We start from the raw sequence: 17,952 nt of genomic DNA, 5'->3' as shown, positions 1-17,952 counted from the left end.
TGTCTAAAGAGAAATTTGAACGTAATAAACCGCACCTGAACGTGGGCACCATTGGTCACGTGGACCATGGCAAGACCACTCTGACGGCGGCACTGACTCGCGTATGTCACGAAGTGTGGGGTACAGGTTCTGCCAGCGCATTCGACCAGATCGATAACGCTCCGGAAGAGAAGGCGCGTGGTATCACCATCGCGACGTCTCACGTTGAGTATGATTCCCCGAACCGTCACTACGCGCACGTAGATTGCCCGGGCCACGCTGACTATGTGAAGAACATGATCACTGGTGCGGCGCAGATGGACGGTGCGATCCTGGTATGTTCCGCGGCTGACGGCCCCATGCCGCAGACCCGTGAGCACATCCTGCTGTCCCGTCAGGTTGGCGTTCCTTACATCGTGGTCTTCCTGAACAAGGCTGACATGGTGGATGACGAGGAGCTGCTGGAGCTGGTCGAGATGGAAGTTCGCGACCTGCTGAGCCAGTACGACTTCCCGGGTGACGACACTCCGATCATCACCGGTTCCGCGCTGATGGCGCTGGAAGGCAAGGATGACAACGAGATGGGTACTACCGCTGTGAAGAAGCTGGTAGAAGCCCTGGACGACTACCTGCCGGAGCCGGAGCGTGCCATCGATCAGCCGTTCCTGATGCCGATCGAGGACGTCTTCTCCATCTCCGGTCGTGGTACCGTTGTGACCGGCCGTGTTGAGCGTGGTATTGTCAAGACTGGCGACGAAGTGGAAATTGTAGGTATCAAGGATACCGTCAAGACCACCGTTACCGGTGTTGAGATGTTCCGCAAGCTGCTGGACGAAGGTCGTGCTGGTGAGAACATTGGTGCGCTGCTGCGTGGTACCAAGCGTGACGACGTTGAGCGTGGTCAGGTACTGGCGGTGCCGGGTTCCATCACTCCGCACACCAAGTTCGAGTGCGAAGTGTACGTACTGAGCAAGGACGAGGGTGGTCGTCATACTCCGTTCTTCAAGGGCTATCGTCCTCAGTTCTACTTCCGGACCACTGACGTGACTGGCTCCTGTGAGTTGCCGGAAGGCGTAGAGATGGTAATGCCGGGTGACAACGTGAAGATGTCTGTGACCCTGATCGCTCCGATCGCCATGGAAGATGGTCTGCGCTTCGCGATTCGCGAAGGTGGCCGTACCGTTGGTGCCGGCGTGGTCTCCAAGATCGTCGAGTAAGTCGCTCCGATGATCTGAAAGCAGGAGGGCTGCCTTGTGCAGTCCTTTTGTCGCACCGGTAAAAAGGTTTCGGTGCAGGCCAGTAGCTCAATTGGCAGAGCAGCGGTCTCCAAAACCGCAGGTTGGGGGTTCGATTCCCTCCTGGCCTGCCATTTATAAAACGTCTGGATACATAAGCTGATTCCTATGGAGTCAAAAGCCCAACAGTCGACCAGCCGCTTTGATGTTATCAAGTGGCTGGTTGTTTTCGTTTTGATTGCCGTAGGTGTTGTCGGTAATCAGTATTTCAGTGCCGAATCAGTGCTCTATCGAGTGCTTGGGTTGGTGGCTCTGGCTCTGGTTGCCGCTTTTGTGGCGCTCCAGACCGAACGCGGGCGTCGTTTCGCGACCCTGTTGAAGGAGGCCAGGGTTGAAATCCGCAAGGTTGTTTGGCCTACCCGCCCCGAGTTGATTCAGACCACGGCCATCGTCGTTGTGTTTGTGCTGGTGGTGGCGCTCATCCTGTGGGGTATGGACTCCTTCATCGGTTTCCTGGTTCAGGGTTTCATCGGATAGGCAGGGGCAGGCAATGGCTAAGCACTGGTTTGTGGTTCAGGCGTATTCCGGCTTTGAGAAGCATGTCATGCGTACGCTCAAGGAGCGTATTGCGCTGAATGGCATGGAAGACCGCTTCGGCGATGTCCTGGTTCCGACCGAGGAAGTCGTTGAAATGCGTGACGGGAAGAAGCGCAAGAGTGAGCGCAAGTTCTATCCCGGGTACGTGCTTGTCCAGATGGAAATGGATGACGCGACGTGGCATCTTGTTAAGGATACCCCACGCGTTCTTGGTTTTATTGGCGGCACCAAAGACAAGCCCGCTCCGATTACCGAGAAAGAGGCCGAGGCCATCCTGCGTCGCGTTGAAAGTGGCGTGGACCAGCCCAAGCCGAAAACATTGTTCGAGCCCGGCGAGATTGTCCGGGTCATCGAAGGCCCCTTCGCCGATTTCAATGGCGTTGTGGAAGAAGTCGATTACGACAAGAGTCGTGTCAAGGTGGCAGTGCTGATCTTTGGTCGTTCCACTCCGGTCGAGTTGGAATTTGGCCAGGTCGAGAAGGACTGAGCCATCGCTGAAACGAAAGGCTCGCTCACACTGGTGAAGCGGGCTTTTTGTGTCTGAAAACCGGGGAGCCGAAAGGCGTTCGCACCCATAGGAGAACCATCATGGCTAAGAAGATCGAAGCGTATATCAAGCTTCAGGTTGCTGCCGGTCAGGCCAACCCGAGTCCCCCCGTTGGCCCGGCGTTGGGTCAGCACGGTGTCAATATCATGGAGTTCTGCAAGGCGTTCAATGCCGAGACCCAGAACATTGAGCCGGGTCTGCCGACTCCGGTCGTGATCACCGTCTACAGTGACCGCAGCTTCACCTTTATCACCAAGACCCCGCCGGCACCGGTTCTGCTGAAAAAAGCGGCCGGTATCAAGAGTGGATCCGGTCGTCCGAACACCGACAAGGTAGGCACCGTGACCCGCGAGCAGCTGGAAGAGATCGTCAAGACCAAAGAGCCTGACCTGACCGCTGCTGACATGGATGCGGCCGTCCGCACCATTGCTGGTACTGCCCGTAGCATGGGCCTGAACGTGGAGGGTCTGTAAGATGGCTAAGCTGAGCAAGCGTCAGAAGCTGATTCGCGAAAAGGTTGATTCCAACCGCGCATACACCGTTGATGAAGCCGTATCACTGCTGGTTGAACTGGGCAGTTCCGTCAAATTCAAGGAATCCATCGACGTTTCCGTAAACCTGGGCGTTGATGCACGTAAATCCGACCAGGTGGTTCGCAGCAGCACCGTTCTGCCCAACGGTACCGGCAAGACCGTACGTGTCGCCGTCTTTACCCAGGGCGCCAATGCCGACAAGGCCAAAGAAGCCGGTGCTGACATCGTGGGTATGGATGACCTGGCTGACGAGGTCAAGAAAGGCAACATGGATTTCGACGTGGTTATCGCCACTCCGGACGCGATGCGTGTCGTTGGTCAGTTGGGTCAGATCCTGGGTCCGCGTGGCCTGATGCCGAACCCGAAGGTTGGCACCGTGACGCCGGATGTGGAAACCGCGGTCAAGAATGCCAAGGCCGGTCAGGTTCGCTACCGCACCGACAAGAACGGCATCATCCATGCCCCGATGGGGAATGTTGAATTCACTGCCCAGGCTATCAAGGAAAACCTTGAAGCACTGATCGCAGACCTGAAAAAGGCCAAGCCTGCATCGTCCAAGGGCGTATATCTGAAGAAGGTATCCCTGTCCTCGACGATGGGTCCTGGCCTCACTGTTGACCAGGGTTCACTGAACATCTGACCCCTGGTTGGCAGAACCTTTGTAGTCTAGGCGGAAGCCAAGGCTGTCAAAGACCGCAGGCCCCCGCGGCCCTCGCCCTTCGGGGCACAAGGGCCATAAGGGTTAAAGCAACGCCTGCGCAGACGGTGTGAAGACGTTCTCTGAACCCAAACACCGTTAGGCGCCCACATAAACGACGTTATGACCGTCGCGAGCGACGGACAGTCTAGGCGGAGAGGACTGAGAAAGCAGAGTGTACGATCAGTACATGAGCATTTCGAAGGTCTCTCCAGCGACGAATGGCCGAGCGCAGCAGGTCATAGCGGTGTTTTAGGGCAACGATGGGTTTGCCGGAAACCTTCCGGCGAAATCGAGGAGAAATCCAGTGGCAATTAGACTCGAAGACAAGAAGGCGATCGTCGCTGAAGTCAACGAGACTGCTGGTACTGCTCTGTCTGTGGTTATGGCTGACTACCGTGGTGTCACTGCTGGTGACATGACGGCGCTTCGTGCCAAGGCCCGGGCCGAAAATGTGCGTCTGAAGGTTGTTCGTAACAACCTGACCAAGATTGCCATTCGCGGCACCGAGTTCGAGTGCATTGACGAAGCCCTGGTTGGCCCTACCATCCTGGCATTCTCTATGGAAGATCCGGGCGCCGCTGCGCGTCTGCTGAAGGATTTTGCCAAAGGGAATGACGCGTTCGAGATCAAGGGTCTGGCCTTCGGCGGTGAGCTGATGGGCGCGGAACAACTCGACCGTCTTGCCACGCTGCCGACGCTTCACGAAGCGCTTACCCAGCTGGCTATTGTCACACAGGCACCGGTTACCAAGCTTGTACGCACTCTGAACGATGTTCCGGGCAGAGTTACCCGCGTAGTAGCTGCAGTCCGAGACCAGAAGCAAGACGCTGCTTGATTCTGTTGAAAACCATTTTTACTTTTTTTGGAGAAAGTCATGGCTCTGTCTAAAGACGATATTCTGAATGCAATCGCTGAAATGAGCGTAATGGAAGTTGTTGAGCTCGTAGAAGCAATGGAAGAAAAGTTCAACGTATCCGCTGCTGCTGCCGTTGCCGCTGCACCGGCTGCTGCTGGTGGCGAAGCCGCCGCTGCTGAAGAGCAGACCGAGTTCGACGTTGTTCTGACCGGCCCGGGCGAGAAGAAAGTGAACGTCATCAAGGCCGTTCGCGAGCTGACCGGTCTGGGTCTGAAGGAAGCGAAGGAAATGGTTGACTCCGCTCCGTCCACCATCAAGGAAGCTGCTTCCAAGGACGACGCAGAAGAAGCCAAGAAGAAGCTTGAGGAAGCAGGCGCTTCTGTTGAGCTCAAGTAATCGCCGACTCTTGATCGGTTCCGTGCAGTAGGCATGGATAGGCTGGTGGCTCCAGGCCACCGGCCTTTTTCTGTTGTATATATGCTATAGAGATGGATGCAGTTGCTATAGTGAGTAGTCTGCCTCCGTCACCTACAGCCAGAGTCTTGTTCAAGACGGCGCAGTATGCCGAGCAACTCGGCCCCGAAGCAGGTAAATGGTTGCTTCTTGATACCAGGTATCAGGTCTAACGCTGGGGAATGCAGATGACTTACTCCTACACTGAGAAAAAGCGGATTCGCAAAGATTTCAGTAAATTGCCTTCCGTGATGGATGTCCCCTACTTGCTGGCTATCCAGCTCGATTCTTACCGGGACTTCCTGCAAATGGAAGCCGACGCTGATGCACGCCAGGAAACTGGTCTGCACGCAGCCTTCAAATCCGTATTCCCGATTGTCAGTTACTCTGGCAACGCGGCGCTTGAGTACGTGAGCTACCGTATCGGCGATCCGGTGTTCGACGTCAAGGAATGTCAGCTGCGGGGCGTGACCTATGCTGCACCTCTGCGCGTGAAAGTTCGCCTGATAATCTACGACCGTGAATCGTCCAACAAGGCCATCAAGGACATCAAGGAACAGGAAGTCTACATGGGCGAAATGCCCCTGATGACGGAGAACGGCACCTTTGTGGTCAATGGTACCGAGCGGGTCATTGTGTCCCAGCTTCACCGTTCTCCCGGTGTGTTCTTTGATCACGACAAGGGCAAGACCCACTCCTCCGGGAAGCTGCTCTATTCCGCCCGGGTGATTCCTTACCGTGGTTCCTGGCTGGACTTTGAATTCGATCCCAAGGATTCCGTGTTTGTCCGGATCGATCGCCGCCGGAAGCTGCCTGCCAGCATCCTGCTGCGTGCCCTGGGCTACACCTCCGAGCAAATGCTCGAGATGTTCTTCGACACCAGTAAGTTCACCGTGGCGGAGGAGACTTCGCGCCTGGAGCTGGTGCCGAGCCGCCTGCGTGGTGATATTGCTACCTTCGATATCAAGGACAAGGACGGTTCCGTCATCGTCGAGGAAGGTCGCCGTGTGACCGCCCGGCATATCCGTCAGCTGGAAAAATCCGGCATTACCGAGCTGGAAGTGCCCACCTCCTACCTCCACGGTCGGGTCATCGCCAATGATATGGTGGACACCAAGACCGGTGAAGTCCTGGTGGAGTGCAACACCGAAATCACCGAAGAGGTGATGGAGAAAATCCTGGGTGCTGGCATCACCGAGGTCGAGACCCTGTACACCAACGATCTCGACTGCGGTCCGTTCATGTCCGATACCATCCGGATCGATCCGACCCGTACCCAGCTTGAAGCCCTGGTGGAAATCTACCGGATGATGCGTCCGGGCGAGCCGCCCACCAAGGAGTCTGCGGAGAACCTGTTCAACAACCTGTTCTTCTCCGAAGAGCGTTACGACCTGTCCGCTGTAGGCCGGATGAAGCTGAACCGTCGCCTGGGCCGTGAAGAGAGCACTGGCGAAGGCACCCTGACCAACGACGATATCATCGATGTTCTCAGGACGCTGATCGATATCCGTAACGGTAACGGCAATGTCGACGACATCGATAACCTGGGTAACCGCCGGATCCGCTGTGTTGGCGAGATGGCTGAGAACCAGTTCCGGGTTGGCCTGGTTCGCGTCGAGCGGGCGGTCCGTGAGCGTCTGAGCCTGGCGGAAAGCGAAGGCCTGATGCCCCAGGACCTGATCAATGCCAAGCCGGTTGCCGCGGCGGTGAAGGAGTTCTTCGGTTCCAGCCAGCTGTCCCAGTTCATGGACCAGAACAACCCGCTGTCCGAGGTGACCCACAAGCGCCGTGTATCGGCCCTTGGTCCCGGTGGTCTGACCCGTGAGCGTGCCGGCTTTGAGGTTCGGGACGTACATCCGACCCACTACGGTCGTGTCTGTCCCATCGAGACGCCGGAAGGTCCGAACATCGGCCTGATCAACTCGCTGGCGACCTATGCCCGGACCAACTCCTACGGCTTCCTTGAGAGTCCGTACCGGAAGGTTATCGATGGCCAGGTAACAGACGAGATTGTCTATCTGTCCGCCATTGAAGAAAGTAATTTCATCATCGCCCAGGCCAGTTCGGCTCTGACCGACGAAGGCCGCCTGGCGGATGAGCTGGTTACCGTGCGTCACCAGAACGAATTCACCGTTACTCCGCCGGAGAACGTGAATTTCATGGACGTTTCCCCGCGCCAGGTGGTGTCGGTGGCGGCCTCCCTGATCCCGTTCCTCGAGCATGACGACGCCAACCGGGCCCTGATGGGTTCCAACATGCAGCGTCAGGCTGTTCCCACCCTGCGTGCCGACAAGCCGCTGGTAGGTACGGGTCTGGAGCGCATTGTGGCGCAGGACTCCGGTGTCTGTGTGACCGCCCGTCGCGGTGGTGTGATTGAGGACGTGGATGCTGCCCGTATAGTGGTCCGTGTTGCGGATGACGAGACCGAGGCCGGTGATGCGGGTGTGGATATCTACAATCTCACCAAGTACACCCGTTCCAACCAGAACACCTGCATCAATCAGCGCTCTATCGTGAAGCAGGGTGATGTGGTGGCCCGGGGCGACGTACTGGCCGATGGCCCGTCCGTGGACCTGGGTGAGCTGGCGCTGGGGCAGAACATGCGCATCGCGTTCATGCCCTGGAACGGCTACAACTTCGAGGACTCCATCCTGATCTCCGAGAAGGTGGTGCAGGAGGATCGCTTCACCAGTATCCATATCCAGGAACTGACCTGTGTCGCCCGTGATACCAAGCTGGGCAGCGAGGAAATCACCGCGGATATTCCCAACGTGGGTGAGAGTGCCCTGGCCAAGCTGGACGAGTCCGGCATTGTGTACATTGGTGCGGAAGTTGGCCCCGGTGACATCCTGGTTGGCAAGGTGACGCCGAAGGGCGAGACCCAACTGACCCCGGAAGAGAAGCTGCTGAGGGCGATCTTTGGTGAGAAGGCGTCCGATGTGAAGGACACCTCCTCACGGGTTTCCGCCGGTACCCGCGGTACCGTTATCGATGTCCAGGTGTTCACCCGTGATGGCATCGAGAAGGACGAGCGGGCCCTGTCCATCGAACAGGATCAGCTCAACCAGTACCGCAAGGACCTGAAGGACGAGTACCGGATTGTGGAAGGTGCCACCTTCGAGCGTCTGACTTACGCCCTGAACGGCCAGGAAGTGATCAGTGGTCCGGGCCTGAAGAAAGGCGCGGTACTGGATCAGGAATACCTGGAAGGTCTGGAACGGGACCAGTGGTTCAAGCTGCGGATGAAGGACGAAGCGCTCAACGAGCTGCTGGAGAAGTCCGAGCAGAGCCTGGAGGACCGCAAGAAGGAACACGAGGAACGGTTCGACGACAAGAAGCGCAAGCTGCAGCAGGGCGATGACCTGGCGCCGGGTGTGCTCAAGATCGTCAAGGTTTACCTGGCAATCAAGCGTCGTGTGCAGCCCGGTGACAAGATGGCCGGTCGTCACGGGAACAAGGGTGTTATCTCCGCTGTCATGCCAGTAGAGGACATGCCCTACGACGAAGACGGCAATCCGGTTGACGTGGTGCTGAACCCGCTGGGTGTACCGTCGCGGATGAACGTCGGTCAGGTCCTGGAAACCCATCTGGGTGCCGCTGCCAAGGGTCTTGGTCGCAAGATCAACGACATGCTGGAGCAGCAGCGCAAGGTGGCTGAGGTCCGGGAACTGCTGGGCAAGATCTACAATCACAGCGAGGCCGTGCCCAGTGTGGATCTGGACAGCCTCAGTGACGACGAGATGATTGCGCTTGCCGGCAACCTGCGGGGCGGTGTCCCGATGGCGACCGCGGTCTTCGATGGTGCCAAGGAAGCTGAAGTGAAGCACATGCTTGAGCTGGCTGACATGGATACCAGTGGTCAGGTCAAGCTGTACGATGGCCGCACCGGCGACGAGTTTGATCGTCCGGTGACGGTTGGCTACATGTACATGCTGAAGCTGAACCACCTGATCGACGACAAGATGCACGCACGGTCCACCGGCTCCTACAGCCTGGTTACCCAGCAGCCGCTGGGTGGTAAGGCGCAGTTCGGTGGCCAGCGGTTCGGTGAGATGGAAGTCTGGGCGCTGGAAGCCTACGGCGCGGCCTACACACTGCAGGAAATGCTCACCGTCAAGTCTGACGACGTGAATGGCCGTACCAAGATGTACAAGAACATTGTGGATGGAGACCACCGGATGGAGCCGGGTATGCCTGAGTCCTTCAACGTTCTTGTCAAGGAGATCCGCTCGCTGGGTATCGACATCGAGCTGGAATCCGAGTAAGCCGAATCGTTTTTTGGCAGCGTGAGCGGGCACCCTCGGTGCCCGCCCGAGATTAACGCCATCCGGAGCTGTTACTGATGAAAGATTTGCTGAATCTTCTCAAGAGCCAGAACCAGAGCAAGGAATTTGACGCCATCCGTATTGGCCTGGCGTCGCCTGACATGATCCGTTCCTGGTCCTTCGGGGAAGTAAAGAAGCCCGAGACCATCAACTATCGGACCTTCAAGCCCGAGCGTGACGGCCTGTTCTGCGCCAAGATCTTTGGTCCGATCAAGGACTACGAGTGCCTGTGCGGCAAGTACAAGCGTCTCAAACACCGTGGCGTCATCTGTGAAAAGTGTGGTGTCGAGGTTGCCCTGGCCAGCGTTCGTCGTGAGCGCATGGGCCATATCGAACTGGCGAGCCCGGTGGCTCACATCTGGTTCCTCAAGTCACTGCCGTCCCGCATCGGTATGATGCTGGACATGACCCTGCGTGACATCGAGCGTGTCCTGTACTTCGAGTCGTTCATCGTGATCGACCCGGGCATGACCACCCTCGAGCGTGGCCAGTTGCTGAACGACGAGCAGTACTACGAGGCCCTGGAAGAGTTCGGTGATGAGTTCGATGCCCGCATGGGTGCCGAAGCGGTCAAGATGCTGCTGGAAGACATCGACCTGCAGGCCGAGGTGGACCAGCTGCGTGAGGAAATCCCGCAGACCAACTCAGAGACCAAGATCAAGAAGTTCACCAAGCGACTGAAGATCCTGGAAGCCTTCCTGTACTCCGGCAACCGCCCCGGCGACATGGTCATGACCGTGCTGCCGGTGCTGCCGCCGGATCTGCGTCCGCTGGTACCGCTGGACGGTGGCCGCTTTGCCACCTCTGATCTCAACGACCTCTACCGTCGTGTGATCAACCGGAACAACCGCCTCAAGCGCCTGCTGGAGCTGAACGCCCCGGACATCATCGTGCGCAACGAGAAGCGCATGCTGCAGGAAGCGGTGGATGCCCTGCTGGACAACGGCCGTCGTGGCCGTGCCATCACCGGCACCAACAAGCGGCCGCTGAAGTCCCTGGCTGACATGATCAAGGGTAAGCAGGGTCGCTTCCGTCAGAACCTGCTGGGTAAGCGCGTGGACTACTCGGGCCGTTCCGTGATCGTGGTTGGTCCCTACCTGCGCCTGCATCAGTGTGGTCTGCCCAAGAAGATGGCCCTGGAGCTGTTCAAGCCGTTCATCTTCTCCAAGCTGGAGCACCGCGGCCTGGCTACAACCATCAAGGCGGCCAAGAAGATGGTGGAGCGGGAAGAGGGCGTGGTCTGGGATATCCTCGACGAGGTTATCCGTGAGCACCCGATCCTGCTGAACCGGGCGCCGACCCTGCACCGTCTGGGTATCCAGGCATTCGAGCCGGTGCTCATCGAAGGCAAGGCGATCCAGCTGCACCCGCTGGTGTGTGCGGCCTACAACGCCGACTTTGACGGTGACCAGATGGCGGTCCATGTGCCGCTGACCCTGGAAGCCCAGCTTGAAGCCCGTGCGTTGATGATGTCCACCAACAACGTACTGTCTCCGGCCAACGGCGAGCCCATCATCGTGCCGTCCCAGGACGTGGTTCTGGGTCTGTACTACATGACCCGTGAGCGCAAGAGCGCCGTTGGGGAAGATCGTGTTTTCGCCGACGTAAAGGAAGTACATCGTGCCTACGGCGCGGGTGCGGTTGACCTGCAGGCGAAGATCAAGGTTCGCGTCAAGGAAGTCACCTACGACGAGAACGAGGAGCTGAAGACCGAGCACGTTATCGTGGATACCGTGGTGGGTCGGGCGCTATTGTTTGATATCGTGCCGGATGGCCTGTCTTACGAGACCGTCAACCGCCCGATGACCAAGAAGGCGATCTCCAACCTGATCAACACCTGTTACCGGATTGCCGGCCTGAAGGATACCGTCATTTTCGCGGACCAGCTCATGTACATGGGCTTCCACTTCGCGACCGTGTCAGGTACCTCCATCGGCTTCAACGACTTCGAGATTCCCCCGGAGAAGTACGAGCTGGTCGACGCCGCCACCGACGAGGTGAAGGAAATCGAATCCCAGTACTCCTCGGGCCTGCTGACCCAGGGCGAGAAGTACAACAAGGTGATCGATATCTGGTCCCGTGCCAACGATAAGGTCTCCAAGGCCATGATGGACCGCCTCTCCCAGGAGCAGGTGGTGGATGCCGAGGGTAAGCCGGTCTTCGGTGAGGACGGTGAGCCGGTCATGCAGGAGTCCTTCAACTCCGTGTACATGATGGCCGATTCCGGTGCCCGGGGTTCCCCCGCCCAGATCCGTCAGCTCGCCGGCATGCGGGGGCTGATGGCCAAGCCAGATGGCTCCATCATCGAAACGCCGATTACCGCGAACTTCCGTGAAGGTCTGAACGTACTGCAGTACTTCATCTCCACCCACGGTGCCCGTAAGGGTCTGGCAGATACCGCCCTGAAGACCGCGAACTCCGGTTACCTGACCCGTCGTCTGGTGGATGTGTCCCAGGATCTGGTGGTGACCGACGCCGACTGTGGTACCGAGGAAGGCCTGCTGATGACGCCGCACATCGAAGGTGGCGACGTTGTCGTGCCCCTGGGCGATCGTGTCCTGGGCCGCGTCACGGCCCGTGATGTGTTTACGCCGACCGACAAGGAAAATGCGGTGGTTGAAGCCGGCACCCTGCTGGACGAGAAGACCATCGAGATGATCGAAGGCGCCGGTGTGGATGAGGTCTGGGTACGGTCCGCCATTACCTGTGAGGCGCGCCATGGCGTGTGTGCCAATTGTTACGGTCGTGACCTGGCCCGTGGCCACCTGGTCAACGTGGGTGAAGCCGTGGGTGTTATCGCGGCCCAGTCCATCGGTGAGCCGGGTACCCAGCTGACCATGCGGACCTTCCACATCGGGGGTGCCGCCAGCCGGGCCTCCGCCGTGGACAACATCCAGGTCAAGCATGGTGGACAGATCCGTCTGCACAACATGAAGTCCATCGAGAAGACCGATGGCTCGCTGGTAGTGGTTTCCCGCTCTTCCGCCCTGGCCGTAGCCGATGAGCAGGGCCGTGAACGTGAGTGGTACAAGCTGCCCTACGGTGCGGTGCTGTCCGTTAAGCACGGTGACCATGTGGAAGCCGGTGCCGTAGTGGCCAAGTGGGATCCGCACACCCACCCGATCATCGCCGAAGGCAAGGGTAAGGCGAAGTTCGTTGGCATGGATCAGGGTATTACGATCCGGACCCAGACCGATGAGCTGACCGGCCTGTCCACCATCCAGGTGATCGATCCCAAGGATCGCCCGGCGGCAGGCAAGGACCTGCGTCCGGCGGTCGAACTGGTGGATGCCAAGGGTAAGGAAGTGGACTTGCCTGGCGGTTCGCCGGCCCACTACTTCCTGCCGGCCGACGCGCTGGTGACCCTGGCCGATGGCGCCGATGTGGAAGTGGGTGACGTGGTTGCCCGGATTCCCCAGGAAAGCTCCAAGACCCGGGACATCACCGGCGGTCTGCCGCGGGTTGCCGACCTGTTCGAGGCCCGTCGTCCCAAGGAGCCGTCCATCCTGGCGGAAATCACCGGCACCGTGTCCTTCGGCAAGGAAACCAAAGGCAAGAAACGCCTGGTGATTACACCGAAGGATGGTGACCCGTACGAGGTGCTGATTCCCAAGTGGCGTCAGCTCAACGTGTTCGAGGGTGAAACCGTGGAGAAGGGTGAGGTCATTTCCGATGGCCCGTCCAACCCCCACGACATCCTGCGCCTGCTGGGTGTGGTCGAGCTGGCCAAGTACATCACCAACGAGATCCAGGACGTGTATCGTCTGCAGGGCGTTGTCATCAACGATAAACACATCGAGGTTATCGTTCGCCAGATGCTGCGCAAGGTGGAAATCACCGAGCCCGGCGAGACCAACCTGCTGGCCGGGGACCAGGTGGAATACCATCAGTTCCTGGATGCCAACGAAGCCGCAGTGGCGGCGGACAAGCAGCCAGCGCGGGGCGAGCGGCAGCTGCTGGGTATCACCAAGGCCTCCCTGGCCACCGAGTCGTTCATTTCCGCGGCATCGTTCCAGGAGACCACCCGGGTGCTCACCGAAGGTGCCGTTACCGGGAAGCGTGATTTCCTCCGCGGCCTGAAGGAAAACGTGGTAGTGGGTCGTTTGATCCCGGCCGGTACCGGTCTGGCCTACCACAACGAACGCCGCCGCAAGCGCGAGCTGGAAGAGCAGGGTGTCACCGCGGAAGACGTGGTAGAGGCTCTGAGCGCCGAGCTCAACCGGGAGGACTGATCCCCGGCGGTCTGTAACCCCCCGGGAACTACGGATTCCGGGGTGGTTAAAAAGGAATCAGTCTTCTTGACTGACCTGGGGCGCGGGCTTACACTTGCGTCCCTTAATTTTTACCCCCGTTCTGCGGGGGTAAGTTTCATTGGAATGGTTTTTTTGGAGTTTGCTTACATGGCAACGATCAACCAGTTGGTACGTAAGCCTCGTAAACGCCGGGTGGCCAAGAGTGATGTTCCTGCTCTGCAGGCCTGCCCTCAGCGTCGTGGTGTATGCACTCGTGTATATACGACTACGCCGAAGAAGCCGAACTCAGCACTGCGTAAAGTGTGCCGTGTTCGTCTGACCAACGGCTACGAGGTTTCCTCATACATCGGTGGTGAAGGTCACAACCTTCAGGAGCACAGTGTTGTGCTGATCCGTGGCGGTCGAGTTAAAGACCTTCCGGGTGTGCGCTATCACACTGTTCGCGGAACGCTGGACACCCAGGGTGTACAGAACCGTAAGCAGGGCCGCTCCAAGTACGGTACTAAACGACCCAAGTCCTGATGTCCCTGATGGGTGTCTTTTATCGTCACTGCGAACGATAAGAGTAAGGCTGAGTAGCTTCGTGCTATCTCAGGGGTTCCTGAAGACCTTAATGTTAAGAAGGGCTTATCGATGCCTAGAAGAAGAGTTGCAGCTAAACGGGAGATTATCCCGGATCCCAAATTCGGCAGTGCACGGCTGGCCAAGTTCATCAACCATGTGATGGAAAGTGGCAAGAAAGCTGTTGCTGAGCGCATTGTTTACGGCGCTCTCGATATCGTTGCCGAGAAATCCAAGGAAGAGCCGATCGAGATGTTCGAGAAGGCCCTGGAGAACATCCAGCCGATGGTCGAGGTCAAGTCCCGTCGTGTGGGTGGTGCTACCTACCAGGTGCCCGTAGAAGTCCGGCCTTCCCGTCAAAACGCGCTGGCGATGCGCTGGCTCGTAGAATTCTCACGGAAGCGTGGTGAAAAGTCCATGGCGCAGCGACTGGCAGGTGAGATCCTGGACGCCGCTGACAGCAAGGGCTCCGCTGTTAAGAAGCGTGAAGACGTTCACCGCATGGCAGAAGCCAACAAGGCGTTCTCTCACTTCCGTTTCTAATCAGCCGAGGTTTATACAGTGGCACGCAAGACTCCTATCAAGCGATACAGAAATATCGGTATCTGTGCTCACGTGGATGCGGGTAAAACCACAACCACCGAGCGGGTACTGTTCTACACCGGTATCTCCCACAAGATCGGTGAGGTGCATGACGGTGCGGCCACCATGGACTGGATGGAACAGGAGCAGGAGCGTGGTATCACCATCACCTCCGCCGCCACCACCTGTTTCTGGCAGGGCATGGACAAGCAGTACGACGAGCATCGTATCAACATCATCGATACCCCGGGACACGTTGACTTCACCATCGAGGTAGAGCGTTCGCTGCGGGTTCTCGACGGTGCGGTGGTTGTGTTCTGTGGCTCCTCCGGTGTTGAGCCCCAGTCCGAGACCGTATGGCGTCAGGCCAACAAGTACGAAGTTCCGCGCATGGTGTTCGTCAACAAGATGGACCGTGCCGGTGCGAACTTCCTGCGTGTGGTTGACCAGATCAAGAACCGTCTGGGCGCAAACTGCGTTCCCATCCAGCTGCCTATTGGGGCAGAGGACGAGTTCGCCGGCATCGTCGACCTGATCCGGAACAAGGCCATCTACTGGAACGAAAACGACGCGGGTGCAACCTATGACCAGCGTGACGTTCCCGAGGAAATGGCCGACGAGGTGGCCATGTACCGTGAGCAGATGGTTGAGGCTGCCGCCGAAGCCAACGAAGAGCTCATGGAGAAATACCTTGAGGAAGGCGACCTGACCATCGACGAGATCAAGCAGGGTCTGCGCATGCGCACCCTGGCCAACGAGATCGTTGTCGCCACCTGCGGCTCCGCCTTCAAGAACAAGGGCGTGCAGGCCGTGCTGGACTCCGTTATCGAGTTCCTGCCGGCTCCGAATGAAGTCAAGGCGATCCGTGGTGAAGTCGACGAAGACGGCACTGAGGAAACTCGTGAGGCGGATGACGACGCGCCGTTCTCTGCGCTGGCGTTCAAGATTGCGACCGACCCGTTCGTAGGCACCCTGACGTTCTTCCGGGTCTACTCCGGTAAGCTGGAGTCTGGTAGCGCCGTCTATAACTCGGTGAAGCAGAAGAAAGAGCGCGTCGGCCGTATGGTTCAGATGCACTCCAAGGAGCGCCAGGAAATCAAGGAAGTGCTGGCTGGTGATATTGCGGCGGCCATCGGTCTGAAAAGTGTTACCACCGGTGACACCCTGTGCGACGAGAACGCCAAGATCATCCTGGAGCGCATGGAGTTTCCCGAGCCGGTTATCTCCGTCGCTGTGGAGCCGAAGTCCAAGGCCGACCAGGAGAAGATGGGGGTTGCCCTTGGCAAGCTGGCCCAGGAAGATCCGTCGTTCCGCGTTCGTACCGATGAGGAATCCGGTCAGACCATCATCTCCGGTATGGGTGAGCTTCACCTGGACATCATCGTTGATCGTATGAAGCGTGAGTTCAAAGTGGAAGCCAACATCGGTAAGCCCCAGGTGGCCTACCGTGAGCGTATCCGCAAGCCGGTAGACGTCGAAGGCAAGTTTGTTCGTCAGTCCGGTGGTCGTGGTCAGTACGGTCATGTCAAGATCAAGCTCGAGCCGCTGCCTCTGGATGAGGAAGATGGCGAGAACTTTATCTTCGTGAACGAAATCGTTGGTGGTGTGGTTCCCAAGGAATACATTCCGGCGGTTCAGCAGGGTATCGAAGAGCAGATGCAGAACGGCTGCCTGGCCGGTTATCCGCTGCTGCGCATCAAGGCGACCCTGTACGATGGCTCCTACCACGAAGTGGACTCCAACGAGATGGCGTTCAAGGTGGCGGGTTCCATGGCCATGAAGAAAGGTGCCCTGGAAGCCGATCCGGCAATCCTTGAGCCGATCATGAAGGTTGAGTGTGTCACGCCCGAGGAGTACATGGGTGATGTGGTTGGCGACCTTAACCGTCGTCGCGGCGTCGTCCAGGGTATGGATGAAGGCCCCGCGGGCAAGATCATCCGTGCAGAAGTTCCGTTGTCGGAGATGTTCGGTTACGCCACCGACCTGCGTTCTGCAACACAGGGCCGGGCGTCATATGCGATGGAGTTTGCCGGATATTCCGAAGCTCCCTCGAACATTGCCGAAGCGATCATTAAAAAGGGTTGATCCCAGGACTTGAGAAACAGGAAGAGGTGTAACCGTGTCTAAAGAGAAATTTGAACGTAATAAACCGCACCTGAACGTGGGCACCATTGGTCACGTGGACCATGGCAAGACCACTCTGACGGCGGCACTGACTCGCGTATGTCACGAAGTGTGGGGTACAGGTTCTGCCAGCGCATTCGACCAGATCGATAACGCTCCGGAAGAGAAGGCGCGTGGTATCACCATCGCGACGTCTCACGTTGAGTATGATTCCCCGAACCGTCACTACGCGCACGTAGATTGCCCGGGCCACGCTGACTATGTGAAGAACATGATCACTGGTGCGGCGCAGATGGACGGTGCGATCCTGGTATGTTCCGCGGCTGACGGCCCCATGCCGCAGACCCGTGAGCACATCCTGCTGTCCCGTCAGGTTGGCGTTCCTTACATCGTGGTCTTCCTGAACAAGGCTGACATGGTGGATGACGAGGAGCTGCTGGAGCTGGTCGAGATGGAAGTTCGCGACCTGCTGAGCCAGTACGACTTCCCGGGTGACGACACTCCGATCATCACCGGTTCCGCGCTGATGGCGCTGGAAGGCAAGGATGACAACGAGATGGGTACTACCGCTGTGAAGAAGCTGGTAGAAGCCCTGGACGACTACCTGCCGGAGCCGGAGCGTGCCATCGATCAGCCGTTCCTGATGCCGATCGAGGACGTCTTCTCCATCTCCGGTCGTGGTACCGTTGTGACCGGCCGTGTTGAGCGTGGTATTGTCAAGACTGGCGACGAAGTGGAAATTGTAGGTATCAAGGATACCGTCAAGACCACCGTTACCGGTGTTGAGATGTTCCGCAAGCTGCTGGACGAAGGTCGTGCTGGTGAGAACATTGGTGCGCTGCTGCGTGGTACCAAGCGTGACGACGTTGAGCGTGGTCAGGTACTGGCGGTGCCGGGTTCCATCACTCCGCACACCAAGTTCGAGTGCGAAGTGTACGTACTGAGCAAGGACGAGGGTGGTCGTCATACTCCGTTCTTCAAGGGCTATCGTCCTCAGTTCTACTTCCGGACCACTGACGTGACTGGCTCCTGTGAGTTGCCGGAAGGCGTAGAGATGGTAATGCCGGGTGACAACGTGAAGATGTCTGTGACCCTGATCGCTCCGATCGCCATGGAAGATGGTCTGCGCTTCGCGATTCGCGAAGGTGGCCGTACCGTTGGTGCCGGCGTGGTCTCCAAGATCGTCGAGTAAGTCGCTCCGATGATC

13 protein-coding genes and 1 tRNA gene are annotated in these 17,952 nt (G+C 58.2%); all 14 read left to right on the top strand.

Translation table 11 applies throughout. The features are described from left to right. A partial coding sequence (gene tuf / locus ACJO2E_RS01615) for an elongation factor Tu (protein WP_406960789.1) occupies nt 1-1,196 on the top strand: 1,196 nt, incomplete at its 5' end. Nucleotides 1,197-1,272: 76 nt separating this feature from the next. Next, nucleotides 1,273-1,348 (top strand) — tRNA-Trp (locus ACJO2E_RS01610). A gap of 34 nt (nt 1,349-1,382) precedes the next feature. Next, nucleotides 1,383-1,751, top strand: a complete 369-nt coding sequence (gene secE, locus ACJO2E_RS01605; RefSeq protein ID WP_406961230.1) for a preprotein translocase subunit SecE — start codon at nt 1,383-1,385, stop codon at nt 1,749-1,751. A gap of 13 nt (nt 1,752-1,764) precedes the next feature. Beyond that, nucleotides 1,765-2,298 (top strand): transcription termination/antitermination protein NusG, encoded by a 534-nt coding sequence (gene nusG / locus ACJO2E_RS01600; protein ID WP_328185209.1) that lies wholly within the window; start codon nt 1,765-1,767, stop codon nt 2,296-2,298. A gap of 101 nt (nt 2,299-2,399) precedes the next feature. Beyond that, nucleotides 2,400-2,831, top strand: coding sequence for a 50S ribosomal protein L11 (gene rplK, locus ACJO2E_RS01595; RefSeq protein WP_328185210.1), 432 nt, complete (start codon nt 2,400-2,402; stop codon nt 2,829-2,831). 1 nt (nt 2,832) lies between these two features. Continuing rightward, the gene (rplA, locus tag ACJO2E_RS01590) at nt 2,833-3,531 is read left to right on the top strand and encodes a 50S ribosomal protein L1 (protein ID WP_406961228.1); all 699 of its coding nucleotides are present in this window, start codon (nt 2,833-2,835) and stop codon (nt 3,529-3,531) included. Between the two features lie 364 nt (nt 3,532-3,895). Beyond that, nucleotides 3,896-4,426: a 50S ribosomal protein L10 gene (gene rplJ, locus ACJO2E_RS01585; protein WP_406961226.1), complete on the top strand. Its 531-nt coding sequence runs from the start codon at nt 3,896-3,898 to the stop codon at nt 4,424-4,426. A 39-nt stretch (nt 4,427-4,465) separates the two neighbouring features. Further along, complete coding sequence (rplL, locus tag ACJO2E_RS01580; RefSeq protein ID WP_406961225.1) at nt 4,466-4,843, top strand: 50S ribosomal protein L7/L12; 378 nt, start codon at nt 4,466-4,468, stop codon at nt 4,841-4,843. 245 nt (nt 4,844-5,088) lie between these two features. Then, nucleotides 5,089-9,165, top strand: coding sequence for a DNA-directed RNA polymerase subunit beta (gene rpoB, locus ACJO2E_RS01575; protein ID WP_406961223.1), 4,077 nt, complete (start codon nt 5,089-5,091; stop codon nt 9,163-9,165). A 77-nt stretch (nt 9,166-9,242) separates the two neighbouring features. After that, entirely contained in the window at nt 9,243-13,457 is a 4,215-nt protein-coding gene (gene rpoC / locus ACJO2E_RS01570) for a DNA-directed RNA polymerase subunit beta' (RefSeq protein ID WP_406961221.1), read from the top strand. 168 nt (nt 13,458-13,625) lie between these two features. Next, on the top strand, nt 13,626-14,000 hold the full coding sequence (gene rpsL, locus ACJO2E_RS01565) for a 30S ribosomal protein S12 (RefSeq protein WP_189577124.1): 375 nt from the start codon (nt 13,626-13,628) through the stop codon (nt 13,998-14,000). Nucleotides 14,001-14,111: 111 nt separating this feature from the next. After that, nucleotides 14,112-14,582 (top strand): 30S ribosomal protein S7, encoded by a 471-nt coding sequence (gene rpsG, locus ACJO2E_RS01560; RefSeq protein WP_248236459.1) that lies wholly within the window; start codon nt 14,112-14,114, stop codon nt 14,580-14,582. A gap of 18 nt (nt 14,583-14,600) precedes the next feature. Further along, on the top strand, nt 14,601-16,706 hold the full coding sequence (gene fusA / locus ACJO2E_RS01555) for an elongation factor G (RefSeq protein WP_406961218.1): 2,106 nt from the start codon (nt 14,601-14,603) through the stop codon (nt 16,704-16,706). Nucleotides 16,707-16,740: 34 nt separating this feature from the next. Next, nucleotides 16,741-17,937 carry an elongation factor Tu gene (gene tuf, locus ACJO2E_RS01550; protein ID WP_406961216.1) on the top strand — a complete coding sequence of 399 codons (1,197 nt, stop codon included), beginning with the start codon at nt 16,741-16,743 and terminating at the stop codon, nt 17,935-17,937. The last annotated feature ends 15 nt before the right edge of the window (nt 17,938-17,952 follow it).

The sequence above is a fragment of the Marinobacter shunpengi genome (assembly GCF_045449695.1).
Classification (GTDB): Bacteria; Pseudomonadota; Gammaproteobacteria; order Pseudomonadales; family Oleiphilaceae; genus Marinobacter.
The sequence above is the reverse complement of the archived record's forward strand: the minus strand, read 5'-3'. Positions and strand labels throughout refer to the sequence as shown.